19 protein-coding genes are annotated in these 22420 nt (G+C 32.8%); 13 read left to right on the top strand and 6 right to left on the bottom strand.

The annotated features are described in order from the left end of the window. Window positions 1-104: 104 nt before the first annotated feature. A complete protein-coding gene (locus tag A8975_RS05630; RefSeq protein ID WP_134199001.1) occupies window positions 105-3776 on the top strand; it encodes a T9SS type A sorting domain-containing protein in 3672 nt (1223 codons plus the stop codon). A gap of 32 nt (window positions 3777-3808) precedes the next feature. Here A8975_RS05630 and A8975_RS05625 read toward each other — a convergent pair whose 3' ends face one another. The 6 genes from A8975_RS05625 to A8975_RS05605 form a co-directional block, all read right to left on the bottom strand. Beyond that, window positions 3809-4180, bottom strand: coding sequence for a hypothetical protein (locus A8975_RS05625; RefSeq protein ID WP_131506741.1), 372 nt, complete (start codon window positions 4178-4180; stop codon window positions 3809-3811). 80 nt (window positions 4181-4260) lie between these two features. After that, window positions 4261-5460 carry an alanine dehydrogenase gene (locus A8975_RS05620; protein WP_129760106.1) on the bottom strand — a complete coding sequence of 400 codons (1200 nt, stop codon included), beginning with the start codon at window positions 5458-5460 and terminating at the stop codon, window positions 4261-4263. A 57-nt stretch (window positions 5461-5517) separates the two neighbouring features. Beyond that, on the bottom strand, window positions 5518-5841 hold the full coding sequence (locus A8975_RS14695) for a hypothetical protein (protein WP_243832952.1): 324 nt from the start codon (window positions 5839-5841) through the stop codon (window positions 5518-5520). A 166-nt stretch (window positions 5842-6007) separates the two neighbouring features. Then, a complete protein-coding gene (locus tag A8975_RS14525) occupies window positions 6008-6154 on the bottom strand; it encodes a hypothetical protein (protein WP_165353677.1) in 147 nt (48 codons plus the stop codon). Window positions 6155-6310: 156 nt separating this feature from the next. After that, complete coding sequence (tsaE, locus tag A8975_RS05610) at window positions 6311-6766, bottom strand: tRNA (adenosine(37)-N6)-threonylcarbamoyltransferase complex ATPase subunit type 1 TsaE (protein WP_134199000.1); 456 nt, start codon at window positions 6764-6766, stop codon at window positions 6311-6313. 102 nt (window positions 6767-6868) lie between these two features. Next, window positions 6869-8422, bottom strand: coding sequence for a bifunctional response regulator/alkaline phosphatase family protein (locus A8975_RS05605; RefSeq protein WP_134198999.1), 1554 nt, complete (start codon window positions 8420-8422; stop codon window positions 6869-6871). A 35-nt stretch (window positions 8423-8457) separates the two neighbouring features. On the opposite strand from A8975_RS05605, the gene A8975_RS05600 reads away from it, so the two are divergent. The 12 genes from A8975_RS05600 (at window position 8458) to A8975_RS05545 (ending at window position 22415) form a co-directional block, all read left to right on the top strand. After that, window positions 8458-9687 carry an HD domain-containing protein gene (locus tag A8975_RS05600; protein ID WP_134198998.1) on the top strand — a complete coding sequence of 410 codons (1230 nt, stop codon included), beginning with the start codon at window positions 8458-8460 and terminating at the stop codon, window positions 9685-9687. A 25-nt stretch (window positions 9688-9712) separates the two neighbouring features. Beyond that, window positions 9713-10741, top strand: coding sequence for a UDP-3-O-(3-hydroxymyristoyl)glucosamine N-acyltransferase (lpxD, locus tag A8975_RS05595; RefSeq protein ID WP_134198997.1), 1029 nt, complete (start codon window positions 9713-9715; stop codon window positions 10739-10741). Beyond that, window positions 10728-12134 carry a bifunctional UDP-3-O-[3-hydroxymyristoyl] N-acetylglucosamine deacetylase/3-hydroxyacyl-ACP dehydratase gene (locus tag A8975_RS05590; protein ID WP_131506737.1) on the top strand — a complete coding sequence of 469 codons (1407 nt, stop codon included), beginning with the start codon at window positions 10728-10730 and terminating at the stop codon, window positions 12132-12134. Before lpxD ends, A8975_RS05590 begins: the two co-directional genes overlap by 14 nt. A 94-nt stretch (window positions 12135-12228) precedes the next feature. Next, entirely contained in the window at window positions 12229-13014 is a 786-nt protein-coding gene (gene lpxA, locus A8975_RS05585; RefSeq protein ID WP_129760099.1) for an acyl-ACP--UDP-N-acetylglucosamine O-acyltransferase, read from the top strand. A 3-nt stretch (window positions 13015-13017) separates the two neighbouring features. Then, on the top strand, window positions 13018-13584 hold the full coding sequence (gene efp / locus A8975_RS05580; protein WP_129760098.1) for an elongation factor P: 567 nt from the start codon (window positions 13018-13020) through the stop codon (window positions 13582-13584). Window positions 13585-13590: 6 nt separating this feature from the next. After that, on the top strand, window positions 13591-14529 hold the full coding sequence (locus A8975_RS05575; RefSeq protein WP_134198996.1) for a UDP-3-O-(3-hydroxymyristoyl)glucosamine N-acyltransferase: 939 nt from the start codon (window positions 13591-13593) through the stop codon (window positions 14527-14529). Then, window positions 14526-14933, top strand: a complete 408-nt coding sequence (locus A8975_RS05570; protein ID WP_134198995.1) for a nuclear transport factor 2 family protein — start codon at window positions 14526-14528, stop codon at window positions 14931-14933. The genes A8975_RS05575 and A8975_RS05570 overlap by 4 nt, the downstream gene beginning before the upstream one ends. 67 nt (window positions 14934-15000) lie before the next feature. After that, entirely contained in the window at window positions 15001-15873 is an 873-nt protein-coding gene (sucD, locus tag A8975_RS05565) for a succinate--CoA ligase subunit alpha (RefSeq protein ID WP_129760095.1), read from the top strand. 94 nt (window positions 15874-15967) lie between these two features. Continuing rightward, window positions 15968-18940, top strand: coding sequence for a M16 family metallopeptidase (locus tag A8975_RS05560; protein ID WP_134198994.1), 2973 nt, complete (start codon window positions 15968-15970; stop codon window positions 18938-18940). Window positions 18941-19076: 136 nt separating this feature from the next. Further along, window positions 19077-19823, top strand: coding sequence for a 3-oxoacyl-[acyl-carrier-protein] reductase (gene fabG, locus A8975_RS05555; RefSeq protein WP_131506733.1), 747 nt, complete (start codon window positions 19077-19079; stop codon window positions 19821-19823). Between the two features lie 22 nt (window positions 19824-19845). After that, complete coding sequence (locus A8975_RS05550) at window positions 19846-20382, top strand: hypothetical protein (RefSeq protein ID WP_134198993.1); 537 nt, start codon at window positions 19846-19848, stop codon at window positions 20380-20382. Window positions 20383-20528: 146 nt separating this feature from the next. Next, on the top strand, window positions 20529-22415 hold the full coding sequence (locus A8975_RS05545; RefSeq protein WP_243832951.1) for a VWA domain-containing protein: 1887 nt from the start codon (window positions 20529-20531) through the stop codon (window positions 22413-22415). Window positions 22416-22420: the final 5 nt, after the last annotated feature.

Genomic DNA, 22420 nt, shown 5'->3' with positions numbered 1-22420 from the left:
TTCAAATATTTTCTTTTTGTCGAATATTAATGCGTTAAAACGTATTTTTAAAAAATATTTATATAGATTGGCAGTATAATAGTAGCCCCAAATATTAATAGCAAATGAAGTCCCCAAATTATCTGCATGCCTTTGGCATGAACAAATTTTATGTAAAATCCATACTTTTATTAATAACCTTTTTTACAAGTGTTAACTTAAGCGCACAGCTAGCATTCCCAACAGCAAGCGGAGCTGGAGCTTATGTAACTGGTGGTCGTGGCGGTACAGTTATACATGTTACAAACCTTAATGATAGTGGACCCGGTAGTTTTCGTGAGGCATTTGAAACTCCAGGAACAAGAATTATTGTTTTCGATGTTTCAGGTACTATAAACTGTTTAAGTTCATTATCAACGGCCTATGATAATGTTACAATAGCTGGTCAAACTGCTCCAGAAGGAGGAATTACTTTTACAGGAAACCTAGGAAATAGTCCAATTTTTGAAATATCAGGTAGAAATAACATGATTTTCAGGCATATTAGAGTAAGACCTGTATATTACACTGGTGGGAGTAACGCTGATTCATTTCAGTGCTATAGTTGTACAAATGTTATTGTAGATCACTGTTCAGTGTCTTGGGGTGGAGATGAATGCCTTTCTTTTACAGGTAATACTTCTAACATTACTATTCAAAATAGTATAATCGCAGAATCTAAAACAGGTTCAATAATGGGTAATCCTAGCAATCCTCAAAATGCTCAAAATTTAAGCATGCTAGGAAATTTATTTTTTCAAATAGGTCATAGACACCCAAATACACCTACAAACGGAAGAGCTGATGTTATTAATAATGTTATTTATGGTTATCGATACAGAATTAATAGACCAGCTAATGGTTATCCTAGCCTTAATGAAATAAACAATTATTATATAACAGACGCTGCAAGACCTTTAGGTGAAATGAATAAAATTGACAAAGAAAGTGTAGACCCTCAAATATATTCTAAAGGTAATTTACATTTACCATCAACTGTTACAGATCCAAGTTTGCCAAATAACAATGATACGTGGACTGCTTTTGGATCATCAGATGGCGCATATGCATTTAATTATAATGGTGTGAGTTATTATGATGATGATCCTGCACCAGCTGAATTTTTTGTATCTACACAACATCCATTATTAGGCCATGATTGGGTTATCCTGTCAGCATTAGAATCACTGGAACACGTAAAAACTGATGTAGGTGCAAATAAAACATTAAATGAGTTAGGTGTTGCAAATTCTAACTTGGATGATGTTGATGATTATTATATAACAAATGTAAATAATGGAGATTTATTAACGGTTAATTCACCATTCACGATGGCTGGCAAACCACATTACCAAGCTTTTTTAAGTAATATTAGCACAACACCAATTAACATTAGATCATCTGATTTTGACACAGACAATGATGGAATGCCAAATGAATGGGAGATTTCTAACGGGCTTAATGTCAATGATCCCTCTGATAGAAACATTGTTCAGCCCGATGGGTACACGAATTTAGAGTACTATTTAAATGGAATGATGTTAGATCCAACAGACATTACTGCCAATGCAGGAGAAGATGTGTCCATTTGTGAAGGAGAAGAGGTGGTTTTAACTGCTACAGGAGGAGCAACATATGAGTGGAGTACAGGTGAAACCACACAGAGTATAACAGTAACTCCTAACGAGACAACAACATATACTGTAACTGTATTTGATGAGTCTGGTAGTAATTCAGATTCCGATGATGTAACTGTTACTGTAAACCTAATTCCTGTTGCAAATGCAGGTGATGATGTTTCCATTTGTTTTGGAGATTCTATTGTATTAACAGCCTCAGAAGGAGGTGCTTATTTGTGGAGTACAGGAGAAACTACCCAAAGTATAACAGTATCACCAAGTGAAACAACAACATATTCAGTAGAGGTTTTTGAAGATAATTGTTCAAGTACTGATGAAGTAATGGTTACTGTAAATGAATTACCAATTGTTGATGCAGGTTCTAATGTTACAATAAATGTAGGAGAAAGCACTACGCTTACAGCTACAGGAGCAGATACTTATTTATGGAGTACAGGTGAAACTACCCAAAGTATAACAGTAAGTCCTGTAGAGACAACAACTTATTCAGTTACAGGATTTACAAATGGATGTGAAAACACGAACACTGTTACAGTTTTTTTGCAAGGTAGCACTGTAGTTGCTGATGCAGGAGAAGATGTGTCAATTTGTGAAGGAGAAGAGGTTGTTTTAACTGCTATAGGAGGAGCAACGTATGAGTGGAGTACAGGTGAAACCACACAAAGCATTACAGTAAGTCCAATTGAAACAACAATCTACACTGTTACAGTTTTTGATGAATCTGGAAGTAATTCAGATCAAGATGATGTTACTGTAACAGTAAATGCATATCCCATAGCTAATGCAGGAGAAGATGTGTCTGTTTGTTTAGGTAGCTCTATTACGCTAACAGCCTCAGGAGGAAGTACATATTTATGGAGTACTGGAGAAACTACAGAAAGTATAACTGTATCACCAAGTGAAACAACAACATATTCAGTTGAAGTTTTTGAAAACAGTTGTTCAAGTACTGATCAAGTGATGGTTACTGTAAATGAATTACCAATTGTTGACGCAGGTTCTAATGTTACAATAAGTGTAGGAGAAAGCACTACGCTTACAGCTACTGGAGCAGATACTTATTTATGGAGTACAGGAGAAACTACCCAAAGTATAACAGTAAGTCCAGCAGAGGCCACAACTTATTCAGTTACAGGATTTACAAATGGCTGTGAAGCATCAGATTCTGTTTTAGTGTCAGTTGAAGACCTAGTAATTGCCAATGCAGGAGATGATGTTAGTATTTGTCAAGGTTACGAAACTGTTTTAACAGCTTCTGGAGGAGAAAGTTATCTATGGAGTACAGGAGCTACTACACAAAGTATAACAGTAAGTCCTAGTTCAACATCAACTTATTCGGTTATTGCTTATGTAGGTGATCAACAAGATGAAGATGAAGTCACAGTTACTGTTAATCCTAACCCGAATGTTATTATTCAAAATGGAGATGAAGTTATGATACTGCAAGGTGATTATATTACTTTATCAGCAACAGGAGCTAATAGTTACCAATGGAGCAATGGTGCAACTCAGCCTAACATAGCTGTTAATCCTAGTGTTACAACAACATATTCAGTTACTGGATTTATAAACAATTGTGAAGATGAGAAGCAAATAACAGTTAATGTGTTAGAAGAAGTTACAGCAGTTGTTGATGTTGAGCAAAATGAAATTTGTTTAGGTGAGACTGTTACACTTACTGCTTCAGGAGGAGATGAGTATTTATGGAGTACAGGAGATACAACTGAAAGCATAACTGTATCACCTGAAGAGAGTTTAGAATATTCAGTAACAGTATTTAATGCGTTAGATTTTGATGAGACCTCAGTGATTGTTTCAGTGGTTGATTGTTCATCAATAGAAACTCCTGATGAGCCTGAAGAGTTTGATTTTATTGTATATCAAGACCCACAAACAGATGTGTTAAAAGTACGTGTATCAGGTTATCAAAGCGTTAATGTGAATAACATGTCTATATTTGATATTACTGGAAAATACGTGTTTTCTATTGATTTTGAAGAAGAAGATGAGTCAACTGTTATAAAAGAAATAGATACAAGCTCATTCTCTAGAGGAATCTATATCATTAGATTGATATACGATGATAAAGCACTTGTTAAAAAAATTCCTATTCGATAAAAATAAAAAAGACTTGGTTATCCAAGTCTTTTTTATTTAAAATCTATTGAAAGAACAGTAGCTACTGAATCACAGTTTTTGATATGAAGTGCAATATCACTTTTATTTAACTTGTTTTCAATTACATAAGTTTTGCAATCTTCAGACTTTGTATCACTTTCTTGAAAGTTAACATCTCCAGTTAAAATTAAATTAGTGATAGTAGTAGTGTCTATATCATGAGTATTCATAATTGCTTTCGTTTCATCAGAGAGCAATCGTTTTTTAATTGAAATGTTTTTAATGGTTCTTGCGTTTGGACCATAATCACACGAAGTATTTTTTCCTCTTAAAAAAAAAGCTAAAAGTATTAAACCTATTGAAAATCCTCCTAAGTAGTAACCTATACGTTGTATTAATTTCATTAGTTAAATTGAAAATTTTCTGTAAAAATACAACCCTTTTTAACCTTAGCAAAACTCCAACTTAGTAAAGATGAATTGAACTAAAAAATAAGCAAGTTTACGTCATTATAGTTAAGACCAAACCAATCAGCTACCGACTTATTGGTTAAAACACCATGATATAAGTATAAACCATTTTTTAAACCTCTATCAAACCTGATAGCATCTTCAATACCACCATCTTCAGCAATTTTTAGTAGATAAGGTGTAAAAATATTACTGATAGAAACTGATGCAGATCTAGAGTATCGAGCAGGAATATTAGGTACACAATAGTGAGTAACTCCATTGACTTCAAAAGTTGGATGGTCATGATTTGTAATTTCACTAGTTTCAAAACAGCCTCCCATATCAATACTAACATCTATTACAACAGATCCATTTTTCATACTGCCAACCATTTCTTCAGTAACAACAATAGGAGCTCTATTGGTTCCTCTTACAGCTCCAATAGCAACATCACAGCGTTTTAGGGCTTTAATTAAGTTTTTTGGTTGAATGGTTGAGGTATATATTGTTCTTCCTAAGTTAGACTGTAAACAACGTAATTTGGTAATAGAATTGTCAAAAACCTTTACATTGGCTCCAAGCCCAATTGCTGAACGTGCAGCAAATTCACCAACAGTACCAGCACCTATAATTACAACTTCAGTAGGAGGAACACCACTAATATTACCAAACATTAATCCGTTACCACCATTAACATTAGATAGTAATTCTGAAGCAATTAAAATTGAAGCTGTTCCAGCAATTTCACTAAGTGATCGCACAGCAGGATATGCACCATCTTCATCTTTAATAAATTCAAAAGCTAAAGCTGTAATTCGTTTAGAAGCAAGAGCTTCAAAGTATTTTTTACTTTGAGTTTTTAACTGTAATGCAGAAATAAGAAGCGTTTGCGGATTAATAAGTTTTATTTCGTCAAGAGAAGGTGGTTCAACTTTTAGAATAATAGGGTTAGAGTAGACCTTAGCTGTATCTTTGGTAACTTCAGCACCTGCTTCACTGTAGTTTTTGTCTTTAAAGTTAGCACCTTCGCCAGCTCCAGATTCTATCATTACTCTATGTCCATTTGACACTAAAGCAGATACTGCATCAGGAGTTAAACAAACTCTTTTCTCTTGAAAATAAGTTTCTTTTGGAATACCAATGTATAGATTGCCTTTTTTTCTTAAAACTTCTAGTTTTTCTTCTTGAGGCAAAAGTTGAGCCCTTGTAAAAGGAGATAAAGATTTACTCATTTGTGATTGAAATAATATTCAAATTACAAATAATAATTTGAATTTTAAAAGAACTCTTTAAAAGTAATCTTTAAGTTTTCCTAAAATACCTTTTGGCTTAATTTTAAATTCATCTTCTAAGTCTTGCATAGTCTTATCAGCATCATTTAATTTATCAAAGATTCTAACTCTTATAAGGTATATTGAAGGAACAACTATAGCCATAACAGGTAGTAAATAAAAAATTTGCTTGCTAGTATCTATAAACTCTAAATCGTCATTAAATATTTCAATTACTTGATATACATACATTGCAATTGGCACTAATAGTGCATGATACCACCAATGTCTTGATGTAAAAAACCAAACAAAAATAAGTAATAATGGAATTAACTTATTCATAAGTGTCCAAGCTGTGATTTGTGCACTAGTGTAATAGTTACTGCTATATGTAAACAAAAAAGTGTCCCAAACTTTAACGTTAGGGACACTCTCGTAAAAGGTAAAAATATATGGAGTTAAAGCTATTAAAGTAGCAATAATAGTTCCATATACTAATGACTTAGCACTATTTTCCTTGACCTGGAATTTTGATTTTTGCTTTTTCGATGTTTGTTGTTGTTTGGTCATTTAAGTCAATTAAATTTGTAGCCTGTGCTGCAAATAACATTCCACCGAAAATAGCAACTGCTAATACATACTTTTTTGTTTTCATAATTCAAGGGATTTAATTAATTAATTACTTCAAATTTAGAATCAACAGGAGTTAAATTCTGTTAAAGAAATGTTAAAATAATTTTCAGAAATCGCTTGAACGTTACGGTTTTTCCGTACTTTGCAACTATGCTCTATTGGTGTGATGCCACTTTTTTTACAAAAAATTTTGCTGCTCCATAGGTTTTTTTTTGGTTAATTTTATGTTTTGGTCAAATTTGAGGGTTCTTTTACCATTTTCATCAGAAAGAATTGTTATAATTTCTGCGTCATCTGGTATTAAATTTGGAATTTTTTCTGGCCATTCTACAAGTTTCCATGCACTAGAGTAGAAGTAATCTTCAACACCAAAATTTAATGCTTCTTCCTCGTTTTCAATTCTATAAAAATCAAAATGAAAAATCGTATCAGAAGGAGATGAATATTCGTTAACAAGTGAGAATGTTGGACTACTTACCAAATCATTACTACCAAGATGTTCAACAATCGCTTTTATGAGTGTAGTTTTGCCAACACCCATTTCTCCGTAAAACAAAATTGTTCTAGAAGATGCATGTTTTATAACTGCTTCAGCAATTGAATGAATATCAGATATTTGATAAGTTATTTCCAAAATTGTACTTGCTAAGTATAAAATTCAGCACAAGTATAAGAATAAAATTCGAGAAAAACCAATAAAAAGTGTATTTCGTCGGATTTTTTTGCATTACATAGATTATTTTGGACTCATGACAACAAACGGAATAATCATTTCTTCTAGAGACACTCCACCATGTTGATAAGTGTTTCTGTAATAGCTTACATAATGGTTATAATTGTTTGGATAAGCTAAAAAGACATCGCCTTTTGCGAAGATATAAGAGCTACTCATCGTGATTGAAGGCAAATGTATGGTCTTTGGATCTTTAGCTGCAAGTACATCTTTATTTTCATAAGTTAGGCTACGTCCAGTTTTGTATCTTAAATTTAAACTAGTATCTCTATCACCAATTACTCTTGATGGGTTTTTTACATTAATGGTTCCATGGTCTGTAGTTAAAATAAGCTTAAAACCAAGAAGCTGTGCTTGTTGAATCATTTCTAATAATGGAGAGTTTTTAAACCAGCTTTGTGTTAAAGATCTGTATGCCTTATCGTTTGAAGCTAACTCTTTTACGACTTCCATTTCGGTTTTAGCGTGAGAAAGCATATCTACAAAATTGTAAACCACTACAGTAAGGTCGTTGTCTTTTAAAGCTTTAAAGTTTTCAACTAGTTTCTTTCCAGACTTTAGGTTTGTGATTTTGTGATACTCATGTTTTAAGTGCGATAACCCTAAGCGTTTTAATTGTGCATCAAGAAACTCAGCTTCGTGTAAATTTTTACCACCATCATCAGTGTCGTTTTTCCAAAGGTCTGGATGTAGCTTTTCCATATCACTTGGCATTAAACCAGAAAAAATAGCATTTCTTGCATATTGCGTAGCTGTAGGGAGAATACTGTAAAACGGCTCTTCGTATGTTTTTTTGTAGTAATTGTTTACAATAGGCTCAAATGCTTTCCATTGGTCGTAACGTAAATTATCAATAACCACAAAAAGAGTTGGTTGTTTGTCGCTTAATTCAGGTACAACCTTTTCTTTAAATAAGGTATGTGACATTATTGGTGCTTCGGTGTTGTGATCAAACCAACTAGGGTAGTTCTTGTCTATAAATTTTCCAAACTGTTGGTTAGCTTCACTTTTTTGAGATTCTAAAATCTCAGTCATGCCAACATCTTCAATGTCTTCAAGCTGTAATTCCCAATAAATCAGTTTTTGATACAATTCTTCCCATTCTTTAAAAGAGTTAACCATAGATAAGTCCATAGCTATTTTTCTAAACTCTTGTTGGTAGTTAGAAGTTGTCTTTTCTGAAACTAACCTAGAATGATCCAAATTCTTTTTTAAACTCAGTAGTATTTGATTTGGGTTTACAGGTTTTATAAGGTAATCGGCTATTTTACTACCTATAGCTTCTTCCATAATATACTCTTCTTCACTTTTAGTAATCATAACTACAGGAAGGTTAGCACGCTTTTCTTTAATCTCATTTAAGGTTTCCAATCCTGTAAGTCCTGGCATGTTTTCATCTAAAAAAACAATATCAAAGTTAGTATCGTTAATAATTTCGATGGCTTCAGTACCACTTTTGCATGTAGTAACCTTATATTGCTTTTGTTCTAAAAAGAGAATATGCGGTTTAAGTAAATCAATTTCATCGTCAACCCAAAGAATATTTATATTGTTCATGTATATTTGTTTAAATTTAAAGTAAAAATTGAAGTTTGAATAAGGTAAACAAACTTAAGATATTTAACGACCCAATTTACGGATTTATTACTATTCCAAATTCGTTAATTTTTGATTTAATTGAACACAGATACTTTCAGCGTTTAAGACGAATAACCCAAATGGGAATGTCTTATTTGGTTTATCCAGGTGCACATCATACTAGATTTCATCATGCAATTGGGTGTATGCATCTAATGCAAAAAGCGGTGAATGTACTTCGTTTTAAGGGAGTTGCCATTTCTGAAGAAGAAGAAAATGCGCTCTATATTGCCATTTTATTACATGATATTGGTCATGGTCCATTTTCGCATGCTATGGAACATAGTATTGTTAGTGGAGTCTCGCACGAGGATATTTCAATGCTTTTTATGGAGCAGTTGAATAAAGAATTTAACTCAAGTTTAACGCTTGCTATAGCTATTTTTAAAGGTAACTATTCCAGAAAGTTTTTATGTCAATTAATCTCTGGTCAATTAGATATGGATCGGTCAGATTATTTAAAGCGTGATAGTTTTTACACAGGAGTTGCTGAGGGAAATATTAATAGTGAGCGATTAATAACTATGCTTAATGTAGTTGACGATGTGTTGGTTGTTGAAGAAAAAGGTATTTATAGTGTTGAGAAATTTTTAGTCGCAAGACGTTTTATGTATTGGCAAGTGTATTTGCATAAAACTAGTTTAGCTGCTGAGCAGTTGTTGATGAGGGTGTTGAGTAGAGCTAAGGAACTGACCAATAAAGGAGTTCATTTGCAAGCAAGTGAACCTTTACAGTATTTTCTTAAGAATGAAATCTCTCTAGACGATTTTAATAAAGATACTCTAGAAGCTTTTTCACGATTAGACGATTATGATATTGTTTCAGCAATGAAAACATGGCAGTTTCATGAAGATTTTGTACTGAGAAATCTTTGTGAAATGATTATCAATAGAGATTTACTTAAAGTTAAAATAAAGAATAAAAGGATAAAGAAAGATGTTTTGCAAAAACACACTCAAAACCTAATGAACAAGCATTCAATATCTAAAGAAGAAGCTGAGTATTTTGTGTTTTATGGCGAAATTTCTAATCAGGCTTACAATGCCAAAAAGCAAGGGATTAATATTCTTCAAAAAAATGGAAAGATAGTAGACATCGCTAAAGTATCAGACCAGTTCAACATCAAGTCCCTTTCAAAACAAGTGACTAAATATTATATATGTTATCCTAAGGATAAAATGTGATACATTTTTTCTATTTTTGCGATTAATGAAATTCACAGCAACACAAATAGCAGGAATTTTAGAAGGTGATATTATTGGAAATCCCGATGTTGAAGTTTCTAAACTTTCCAAAATAGAAGAAGGAACCGAAGGGTCATTAACCTTTTTGGCTAATCCTAAATACAAGCCTTATATTTATTCTACAAAGGCATCAATTACAATAGTTAATAAAACTTTTGAAGCAGAAAACGACATCACTACAACTTTAATAAAAGTTGAAGATGCTTATAAATCGTTCTCAAAATTGTTGGAGTATTACAATCAGGTAAAACTTAATAAAAGTGGAATTGAACAACCCTCGTTTATTTCAGAAACAGCAAGCTATGGAGAAAACGTTTATGTAGGCGCATTCACTTATATAGGTGATAAGGTAAAAATAGGAGATAATGTAAAAATATTTCCAAGTGCTTATATAGGAGACAATGTTACAATTGGTGATAATACCATAGTGTTTTCTGGAGCTAAAATTTATTCTGAAAGTTACATAGGCTCAAACTGTGTGATTAATTCAGGAGCTATAATTGGAGCTGATGGTTTTGGCTTTGCACCTAATGAAAAAGGAGAATATAGCAAAGTGCCACAAACCGGAAATGTAATTATTGAAGATTATGTAGATATTGGTGCTGCTACTACTATTGATAGAGCAACGTTGGGCTCTACAATTATTAGAAAAGGAGTTAAACTTGATAACCAAATACAAATTGCACATAATGTTGAAGTTGGTAAAAACACAGTTATTGCTGCTCAAACAGGTGTAGCAGGATCTACTAAAATTGGTGAAAACTGTATTATAGGTGGTCAAGTTGGTATTGTAGGACATATAACAATAGGAAATAATGTAAAAATCCAAGCACAATCAGGAATTGGACGAAACATTAAGGATAATGAAGTGTTACAAGGTTCGCCAGCATTAAGTTATGGTGATTTTAATAAATCCTATGTATACTTTAAAAACCTTCCTAAGATTGTAAAAGATATTAATGAAATAGAAAAAAAAGTAAATGGCAATAATTAAAACAGACGTTAAGCAAAAAACCATTCAAAAAGAAGTTTCGCTTACAGGTGTTGGGTTGCATACAGGAAAAAATGTAACACTTACTTTTAAACCTGCTTCGGTAAATAATGGTTACTCTTTTAAAAGAATTGATTTAGAAGGTAATCCAGTAATCGAAGCTGATGCAAACTATGTTACCAACACACAACGTGGTACATGTTTAGAAAAAAATGGAGTTGTTATTCAAACCTCTGAACATGTTTTGGCTGCTTTGGTTGGAATGGATATTGACAACGTTATTATTGAGCTAAACGCTTCAGAACCTCCAATTATGGATGGGTCTTCAAAATTCTTTGTTGAAGCATTAGAAAATGCAGGAATCGAAGAGCAAGACGATTTTAGAGAAGAATATGTAGTGTCTGATGTTGTGTCGTATTCTGATGAAGAAACAGGTAGCGAAATTATTGTTATGCCTTCTAAAGAATATCAAATTACAACAATGGTTGACTTTGGTACAAAAGTATTAGGCACTCAAAATGCAACTTTAAATCATATTTCCGATTTTAAAGATGATATTTCAGACTCTAGAACCTTTAGTTTCTTACATGAACTAGAAATGCTTTTAGAGCATGGACTTATTAAAGGAGGCGACTTAAACAATGCAATAGTTTATGTTGACAAGGAATTGTCAAAAGAAACTACAGAAAAACTTAAAGTAGCTTTTAATAAAGAGACTCTAGCAATAAAACCAAACGGAATTTTAGATAATCTTACGTTACATCATCCTAACGAAGCAGCTAGACATAAACTGTTAGACGTAATAGGAGATTTAGCTTTAGTAGGAACTCGTATTAGAGGGAAAATTATAGCTAACAAGCCTGGGCATTATATCAATACGCAGTTTGCTAAAAAAATGTCTAAAATCATTAAAAATGAAAGACGTAACAATGTTCCTAGTGTAGATTTAAACCAAGAACCATTAATGGATGTCAATCAAATTATGGCAATGTTGCCTCACAGACAACCATTTTTGCTTATTGACAAAATATTTGAATTGACTGATAGTGGTGTTATAGGTATGAAAAACGTCACTATGAACGAGCCTTTCTTTGCAGGCCATTTCCCAGGAGCTCCAGTAATGCCAGGAGTTTTAATAGTTGAAGCTATGGCACAAACAGGAGGTATTTTGGTGTTAAGTACAGTGCCAGATCCTGAAAACTACTTAACCTTCTTTATGAAAATAGATAATGTTAAGTTTAAGCAAAAAGTAGTTCCTGGTGACACATTGATATTTAAGTGTGATTTAATTACACCTATTCGTCGTGGTATATGCCACATGCAAGGATATGCTTATGCAAACGGAAAGTTATGCGCTGAAGCAGAGCTTATGGCTCAAATATCTAAAGTGAAATAAACATGAACCAGACAGAAACTTATATTTTAAGTGCTTTGGTCAATCAAATAGGCGAATACATTTTCACCTATTCATTTAAATTAAAATTACAAAAATGAACCAACCATTAGCATACGTGCATCCTGGAGCAAAAATTGCAAAGAATGTCGTAATAGAACCTTTTACAACAATCAACAATAATGTAACTATAGGTGAAGGTACTTGGATTGGAAGTAATGTTACCATTATGGAAGGTGCAAGAATAGGAAAAAACTGTAATATTTTCCCTGGCGCTGTAATTTCTGCAGTACCTCAAGACTTAAAATACAAAGACGAAGACACGCTTACAATTATTGGAGATAATGTAACTATAAGAGAGTGTGTTACCATTAATAGAGGCACAACTGATAAGATGAAAACAGTTGTAGGAGATAATTGTTTAATTATGGCGTATTGCCATATTGCTCACGATTGTATTGTAGGTAATAACTGTATTTTTTCAAACAACTCAACATTAGCAGGTCATATTACTGTTGGTGATTATGTTGTACTTGCTGGTATGACTGCTGTACACCAATTTTGTTCAATTGGTAATCATGCTTTTGTAACAGGAGGGTCTTTAGTAAGAAAAGATGTGCCTCCTTATGTAAAAGCAGCAAGAGAGCCTTTGTCTTATGTTGGTATAAACTCTGTAGGACTAAGACGAAGAGGGTTCTCAACCGAAAAAATTAGAGAAATTCAAGATATATACAGAATTCTGTATCAAAAAAATTATAACAATACCCAAGCTGCTGAGATTATTGAAGCTGAAATGGAAGCGACTTCAGAACGCGATGAAATACTTCAATTTATCAAAGACTCTCAAAGAGGTATTATGAAAGGATATTTTAAATCAAATTAATTTATGGCAACTACAAGTGATATTAGAAACGGATTGTGTATTAGATACAATCATGATATTTATAAAATTATAGAATTTTTACACGTAAAACCTGGTAAAGGACCAGCGTTTGTTCGTACAAAATTAAAAAGTGTAACTACAGGAAAAGTTATAGATAACACCTTTTCTGCAGGACATAAAATTGAAGACGTTAGAGTAGAAACTCACAAGTTTCAGTTTTTATATAACGATGGAGAATTTTACCATTTTATGAATACTGAAGATTATACTCAAATTCGTTTATTAGAAGCTGCATTAGACAGACCAGAATTAATGAAAGAAGGAGAAGTAGTAACTGTGCTTATCAATACAGAAGATAATTTACCTTTATCTGTTGAAATGCCTGCAAGTGTTATTCTAGAAGTTACTGCAACTGAACCTGGAGTAAAAGGAAACACAGCAACTAATGCAACAAAACCAGCAACTGTTGAGACAGGAGCAGAGGTAAATGTACCTTTGTTTATTAATGAAGGAGACAAGATTAAGATTGAAACTGAAAAAGGAACTTACAAAGAAAGAATTAAAGAATAACTTTAATTGAAATTTTCTAAACCACATACTTTAAAAGAAATAGCTAGCATAATTAAGTGTGATTATGTTGGAGAAGAGACCTTTCCTGTTTTGGGCATGAACGAAATTCATGTGGTTGAGCCAGGAGACATTGTGTTTGTTGATCATCCTAAGTATTATGATAAGGCATTACAATCTGCTGCAACCATAATATTAATTAATAAAGAGGTAGGATGTCCTGAAGGGAAAGCACTATTAATTAGTGATGACCCTTTTAGAGATTTTAATAAACTCACGCAACATTTTAAACCGTTTCAAGCTTCTGATATTGCAATATCAAAGACTGCAAAAGTTGGAAAAAACACAGTTATTCAGCCCAATTGTTTTATTGGTAATAATGTTATAATAGGTGACAATTGTGTTATCCATTCCAATGTAAGTATTTATGATGATGCTGTTATTGGTGATAATGTTACAATACATTCAGGTACTGTATTAGGCGCAAATGCATTTTACTACAAAAAAAGACCAACTGGTTTTGATCGTTTACTTTCTGGAGGTCGAGTAGTTATTCAAGATAATGTTGATATAGGAGCTTCTTGTACAATAGATAAAGGTGTTACAGGAGATACTACCATTGGAGAAGGCTCTAAGCTAGATAACTTAATTCAAATAGGGCATGACACTGTTATTGGTAAAAAATGTCTCATTGCATCGCAAGTGGGTATTGCAGGTTGTGTAGTAATTGAAGACGAAGTAACTATCTGGGGACAAGTAGGTATTACCAGCGGAATTACCATAGGTTCAAAAGCAGTTATTTCTGCACAATCAGGAGTAAGTAAATCTCTTGAAGGTAACAATAGCTATTTTGGGACACCAGCAGATGATTTTAGATCTAAATATAAAGAAATAGCTTCTATCAAGAAGATTCCTGAAATTTTAGAACAATTAAAAAATAAATCATGACTCCAAAAGAATATGTAAAGCGTTTTTATGAATCAGATTTTGCCAATGAAACAACTGTAATTGATAATTATCTACATAAAGATTGTTTATTGCATTGGAGTAGTAGTAAAGGGTTTTCTGTTTTAAAGTTTAATGATATTAAAGATTTATTCTTAGATATCAGTAGAACGTATGAGTCGTTTAGAGTTGAAATCAGTCATCTGTTAGCCGATGAAAATTTTGTGACTACGAGATATACTGTCCATGTAAGAACAATTGAAGATCCTGATGAAGAACAACCAATGGCACATTTTATAACTATCTGGGAGTTAAAAGACAATAAACTCTATCGTGGTTACGAAATAAGCCAGCAAGCAGATGTAAGTTTAGAGAGTCTTAAATCATTTTCAAAAATAAAAGTATAAAACACTTTTTTATAGGTGTTAAAACAGTATTTTTGTAACGTTTTTTAAAATAAAAATCAAAATATAGATGAGCGTTTTAGTAAATAAGAATTCAAAAATTATAGTACAAGGTTTTACAGGTAGTGAAGGTACTTTTCACGCTGGACAAATGATTGAGTATGGAACCAATGTTGTTGGAGGTGTTACACCAGGAAAAGGTGGTCAAACTCATTTAGATAAACCAGTTTTTAACACTGTAAAAGAAGCTGTTGATTCAGTAGGAGCAGATACAACTATTATATTTGTACCACCAGCGTTTGCTGCTGATGCAATTATGGAAGCTGCTGATGCTGGTATTAAAGTAATTATCACAATTACTGAAGGTATTCCAGTTGCTGATATGATTACGGCTTCAAACTATATTAAAGATAAAGATTGTCGTTTAATAGGTCCTAACTGTCCTGGAGTAATCACTCCTGGTGAAGCTAAAGTAGGTATTATGCCTGGTTTCGTTTTCAAAAAAGGAAAAGTAGGGATTGTTTCAAAATCAGGAACATTAACTTATGAAGCGGCTGACCAAGTAGTAAAACAAGGTTTAGGAATTACTACAGCAATTGGTATTGGTGGAGACCCAATTATTGGAACAACGACTAAGGAAGCTGTTGAGTTGTTAATTAACGATTCAGAAACTGAAGCTGTGGTTATGATTGGAGAAATTGGAGGTCAATTAGAAGCTGATGCTGCTAAATGGTATAAAAACAGTGGAAGCAAAAAACCTATTATTGGGTTTATAGCTGGTGAAACTGCGCCTGCAGGACGTACAATGGGTCATGCTGGAGCTATAGTTGGTGGTAGTGACGATACTGCCCAAGCTAAAAAAGCAATTATGAGAGATTGTGGAATTCATGTAGTTGATTCACCTGCTGAAATAGGTAAAAAAGTAGCAGAAGTTTTATCATAACTTTTTGTTAAAATATATACAAAAATATCTCGTTATCATTCCGTTGGCTGTATCTTAGTCAACGGAATTTTTTTATCAATTAACAAATCAACAAATGAAACAATTTAAATTACTTTACTTGTGTTTATCACTGTTTGTAGTGTTTAGCTGCAAAACCGATAAAGGCAATGACACTTTGGCTTATGCTGTTGAAACACATAAAGACGCTAGTGGGTTTTCTTATGAAACTGTTGAAAACGATCCAACAGGTTTACGTTTGTATACTCTAGACAATGGTTTAAAAGTATACTTAAGTAAAAATAATGATGAGCCAAAAATTCAAACTTACATAGCAGTTAGAGCTGGTTCTAACTATGATCCTAAAGAATCTACTGGATTAGCACACTACTTAGAGCACATGGTGTTTAAAGGTACTGATGAGATTAGTGCGTTAGACTGGGAAAAAGAAAAAGAGTATTTAAAGCAAATTTCTGATTTGTACGAAGAGCATAAAGCTGAAACTGATCCTGAAAAGAAAAAAGCGCTTTATAAGAAGATAGATGAAGTATCGCTAGAGGCTTCAAACTATTGTGTAGCTAACGAGTATGATAAAATGGTTAGCTCTCTTGGAGCTACAGGAACAAATGCACATACTTGGTTTGAGGAAACAGTTTACAAAAACAAAATTCCTGCTAATGAGTTAGATAAATGGTTAAAATTAGAAAGTGAGCGTTTTAGCCAGTTAGTATTGCGTTTATTTCATACTGAACTTGAAGCTGTTTTTGAAGAGTTTAACAGAGGTCAGGATAACGATTTTAGAAAATCATACGCAGCAATGTTAGATGGTTTGTTTCCAAACCACCCTTACGGACAACAAACTACTATTGGTACAGGAGAGCACTTAAAAAATCCTTCAATGGTAGCAATTCATAATTATTTCGACAAATATTATGTGCCAAATAACATGGCAATGGTATTAGTTGGTGATTTAGATTTTGATGCTACAATAAAAAAGGTAAATGAAACTTTTGGAAAATTAGAGCGTAAAGAAGTTACACACCCTACGTTGCCAGTTGAAGAGCCAATAACTGCTCCAATTGTAAAAGAAGTGTTTGGCCCAGAATCAGAAAGTGTATCTATAGCTTTCCGTTCTAAAGGTGTAAATACCGATGAAGAAAAATTAATGACACTTGCCGATATGATTTTAGCTAATGGTAAAGCAGGTTTAATTGATTTAAATTTAAATCAGCAACAAGTTGTACAATATGCTGGATGTTCTCCTACTTTTTTAAATGATTATGGATACCATACATTTAATGGTTCTCCTAAAGAAGGTCAAACACTAGATGAAGTTAAAGATTTACTATTAGCTCAAATAGATAAGCTTAAAAAAGGAGAATTTGAAGATTGGATGTTAGACGCAGTTATTAATGACCTTAAGCTTAGTGAAACTAGACAGTACGAAAACAGTACTGCTTTAGCTTCAATGTATTATAATGCTTTTATTCACCACGAAGATTGGCAAAGAAAAGTGAAGTTTTTAGATGATTTAAAGAAAATCACTAAACAAGAATTAGTAGATTTTGCTAATGGTTTTTATAAAGACAATTATGTAGTAACCTACAAGCGTCAAGGAGAAGATAACTCAATCGTAAAGGTTGAAAATCCTGGTATTACTCCTGTAAATCTTAACAGAGATAAGAGCTCTGAGTACTTAACAAACTTTAATGCTATTGAAGCTGCTGAATTACAGCCACAATACGTTGATTACAAAACAGCGATTAAAGAATCCAAAACCGATAATGGAATTAAAGTATCTTATATTGAAAATGAGTTGAACGATCTTTTCGACTTAAATATCATTTTTGATATGGGAAGTGATAACGATAAAAAGTTAGGATTAGCTGTTGGATATTTAGAGTACTTAGGAACTGATAAATACTCAGCTGAAGATCTTAAGAAAGAATTTTACAAATTAGGTATCGATTATTATGTAAGTGCAGGTTCAGAGAAGTCTTATGTAGGTTTAAGTGGTTTAAAAGAAAATTTGCCTAAAGGATTAGAGTTATTAGAGCATTTATGGGCTAATGCTGTTCCAGACCAAGAAGCTTATGATAAGTATGTTGATCAAATCATTAAAGGAAGACAAGACGGTAAAACTCAAAAAGGAAATATTCTTTTTAACGGATTAATGAACTATGGTAAGTATGGTGATAATTCAAGATTAAGAAACATCATGCAAGCTAGTGAGCTAGCAACAGTAAATCCACAAGAGTTAGTTGATTTAGTTAAAGACATGAAAAACTACAAACAGCGTGTATTCTATTACGGTAAAGATGTTGATGCTGCTATTGCAGCATTAAATACACATCACATTTTACCTACCGAGTTAAAAGAATACCCTGAAGCTACAGCTTATGTTGAAAAAGAAACAGGAGGTAATGTGTACTTTGTAGATTACGATATGGTACAGTCTGAAATGTTGTTTTTAGCAAAAGGAGAGCCTTTTAAAGCTGAAAACATGGCAGCTTCTACTTTATTTAACACGTATTTTGGTAGTGGTTTATCTTCAATAGTATTCCAAGAAATTAGAGAGTCTAAATCGTTAGCTTACTCAGCGTTTTCTAGCTATAGTAATGCAAGTGATAAAGACGAGTCTAACTATGTAATGGCTTACATTGGTACTCAAGCAAACAAGATGCCACAAGCAGTAGATGCAATGATGGAGCTTATGACTAATATGCCTGAAGCTGAAGAGCAATTTAATGCTGCTAAAGAAGCTACATTAAAAAAGATTGCTGCACAACGTATTACAAAATCTAATATCTTCTGGACTTATGAAGGGCTTCAAAAAAGAGGTATAGAAAACGATAACAGAGAAGAAATCTATAACACTATAAAAGATATGACTATTGAAGATTTAAGAAACTTCTTCAATACAAATATTAAGGGTGAAAACTATAACGTAATGGTTATTGGTAACAAAAATGAAATCGACTTTAAAGCGTTAAGTAAGTTAGGTGAAGTACAAGAAATGGATGTTGATCATTTATTCAACTACGAAAAGCCTGAAGACGTAAAGCTGTAATTGAAGTTATCATTCCGAAACAGGTTTTGGAATCTCAATAACAATGTTAAAAACCTCACAAGAATTTGTGAGGTTTTTTTATTTCGTGCAACTTGTATTTGCTATATTTGAACATCAACTAATATTAAAACTAACAATGAAAATTTTAGAAGGAAAAACAGCTATTATAACAGGTGCAAGTAGAGGTATTGGAAAAGGAATTGCTGAAGTTTTTGCACAACATGGAGCCAATGTGGCTTTTACTTATAGCTCTTCTGTAGAAGCTGCTAATCAATTAGAAAATGAATTAAACGCACTAGGCGTTAAAGCTAAAGGCTATCAAAGTAATGCTGCAGATTTTAATCAAGCTCAAGAGTTGGCTGATGATGTTGTAAAGGAATTTGGAAGCATTGATATATTAGTAAACAACGCAGGTATTACAAAAGACAACCTGTTAATGCGTATTACTGAAGAAGATTTTGACAAGGTTATTGAAGTTAACCTTAAATCTGTTTTTAATATGACAAAAGCAGTACAACGTACTATGCTAAAACAACGTAAAGGATCTATCATTAATATGAGTTCTGTTGTTGGTGTTAAAGGAAATGCAGGACAAACTAATTATGCAGCATCAAAAGCTGGTATAATAGGATTTTCAAAATCGGTTGCATTAGAACTAGGTTCAAGAAACATTAGAAGTAACGTGATTGCTCCTGGGTTTATAGAAACTGAAATGACTGCAAAGCTAGATGAAGATACAGTAAAAGGATGGAGAGATGCAATACCTTTAAAACGTGGTGGTACACCAGAAGATATTGCAAACGTATGTGTGTTTTTAGCTAGTGATATGAGTGCTTATGTTACTGGTCAAACCCTAAACGTTGATGGAGGAATGCTAACCTAATCAATATATTAATTCAAATCTTATGAAAAAACTCTCTTATTTAATTGCAATTTGTTGCTTATTATCTATCCAGGCAATAGCTCAAGATTGGCAAAAGTACAAATCTGAAGATTTAGCCTTTATAGCATATTTTCCTGAAACGCCTAAGCGTACTGTACAACAAGTAGAAACAGCAGTAGGAACACTAGACATGCATATGGTTATGTGTACTCCTCAACAAGACGATAATGTTGTGTATAGTACAATAAAATCTGATTATCCTGAAGAACAATTTATAGATGCAGATGATAAGTATAATACTACTGTTTTAGATGGAGCAGTTAAAGGAGCAGTAAGTAATGTAAACGGCTCTTTAATATTTGATAAAAAAATCACCTTCAATGGTTATCCAGGAAGAGATGTAAAAATTGAAATTCAAGGCGGTTTTATATACATACGTGTTGTTTTAGTTACAAACTCAATGTACATTTCTCAAGTAATTTGCACGCCTGAAAATGATAATAATAGTAAAATAGAACGTTTTTTAGACGGTTTTGAAATTATAAAAGTTAAACAATAGTGCAAGAAAGCACCATTATATATATAATACTATCTGGAATCATAGCGCTTTTATTAGCGCTTTTTCAGTATATATATAAATCAAAAAGTAAGAGCAACAGTCATAAGTTTTTAACCTTTTTAAGATTTGTGACTTTGTTTGCTATTATGCTTTTACTTATCAATCCAAAATTTGAGCAAACCACTTATTACAATGAAAAACCAACACTTGTTGTAGCTATTGATAATTCAGAGTCTGTTAGGTATTTAAACCAAAACAATAACACCAATGAGTTAATTGAACGCTTAAAAGCCAACGACTCTTTAAATGAAAATTTTAATCTAGAGTTTTACACCTTCGGAAAAATCTTAGCTAAAACAGATTCGTTATCCTATTCTGATAGACAATCTAATATGGCTTTAGCATTTGACCGCTTATCAGAAATTTATAGTAATTCAGTAGCTCCAACGCTATTGATAACCGATGGAAACCAAACCTACGGTAACGATTATGAGTTTTCTACAAATAAGTATAAGCAGCCTATTTACCCAATAATTTTAGGAGATACTACACAGTTTATTGATTTAAAAATCCAGCAGTTGAATGTCAATAAATATGCATACTTAAAAAATAGATTTCCTATTGAAGCTATTCTTGTTTACAGTGGAGAAGGTTCGGTATCAACCACTTTCAATATCACTTCAGGAAACACAGTTGTGTATTCGCAAAATATCAATTTTACAGCAACAAGCACTTCAAAAGTCATTAATTTAACTTTACCAGCTAATAGAGCAGGAGTGTCGAGTTATAAAGCTGAAATTGTTCCGATAGAGAACGAAAAAAACACAGTAAACAATATCAAAAACTTTGCTGTAGAAGTTATAGACCAAAAAACAAACGTAGCTATAGTTTCTGATATTTTGCATCCTGATATTGGAGCCTTAAAAAAGAGTATTGAAAGCAACGAACAGCGTCAAGCAATACTTGTAACACCTGAAGAGTTTGTTTCCAACGCAGGCGACTATCAGCTAGCAATAGTGTATCAACCTAATATGAAGTTTAAACAAGCGTTTGATGAAATCAATCGTTTAAAAATTAATAAATGGGTAATTGCTGGTACAAAAACAAGTTGGAATGCACTTAACGCGCTACAAAGTAATTACAAGCAAACAATAACCAATCAAACCGAAGATTTTTTACCAGAGTTAAACTTAAATTACACACCTTTTATTATTGAAAATGTCAGTTTTGATGAATTTCCTCCTTTGCGTTCAGAATATGGCGAAACTGAATTTAACTTACCAATTCAAACCATTTGCTATAAAACTGTGAACGGAATAGCTATAGGAGAACCCTTACTAGCTACTTTTGAAATTAATGAAACACGAGAAGCCTTACTTAATGGTGAAGGTATTTGGAAATGGCGAGCACAAAGTTTTCTTGAGCAAAAATCTTTTGAACCGTTTGATAATTTTATCGGTAAGATGGTTCAATATTTAAGTTCTAAACAAAGACGTACAAGACTAAATGTTGAATACGAATCTTTTTACAACGGAAATGAAGACTTAAAAATTAATGCTCAATATTTTAATAAAAACTATGAGTTTGACACTAGTGGTAATTTAAACATCACTTTAAAAGATAAAGAAGCTAACAACTCCAGAACACTTCCTTTTGTACTAAAAAATAATGGTTATCAGGTAGATTTAAGTGGAATTCCTGCTGGCGAATACAGTTTTACGGTATCAGTTACTGGTGAAAATGTATCTCAATCTGGCGAACTGAAAATTTTAGACTATAATGTAGAACAACAGTTTCTTAATGCAGATGTCGCTAAGTTAGAAAGACTTGCAGCATCCACTAAAGGAAACTCTTTTTTCATTGATAATACCAGCAGCTTAGTAAAAACGTTAACGAGCGATACTAGGTTTGCAACACTACAAAAAAGCAGCAAAAATGTTGTACCTTTAATCGATTGGAAATACTTACTCGCTGTCATAGTTTTAAGCTTGACTGCTGAGTGGTTTATCAGAAAATATAACGGATTAATTTAAAAAAC

This window comes from Meridianimaribacter flavus, assembly GCF_004366715.1.
GTDB classification, from domain to species: Bacteria; Bacteroidota; Bacteroidia; order Flavobacteriales; family Flavobacteriaceae; genus Gaetbulibacter_B; species Gaetbulibacter_B jejuensis.
Note: the sequence above shows the minus strand (reverse complement) of the source record. Positions and strands in the feature narration are given on the sequence as shown.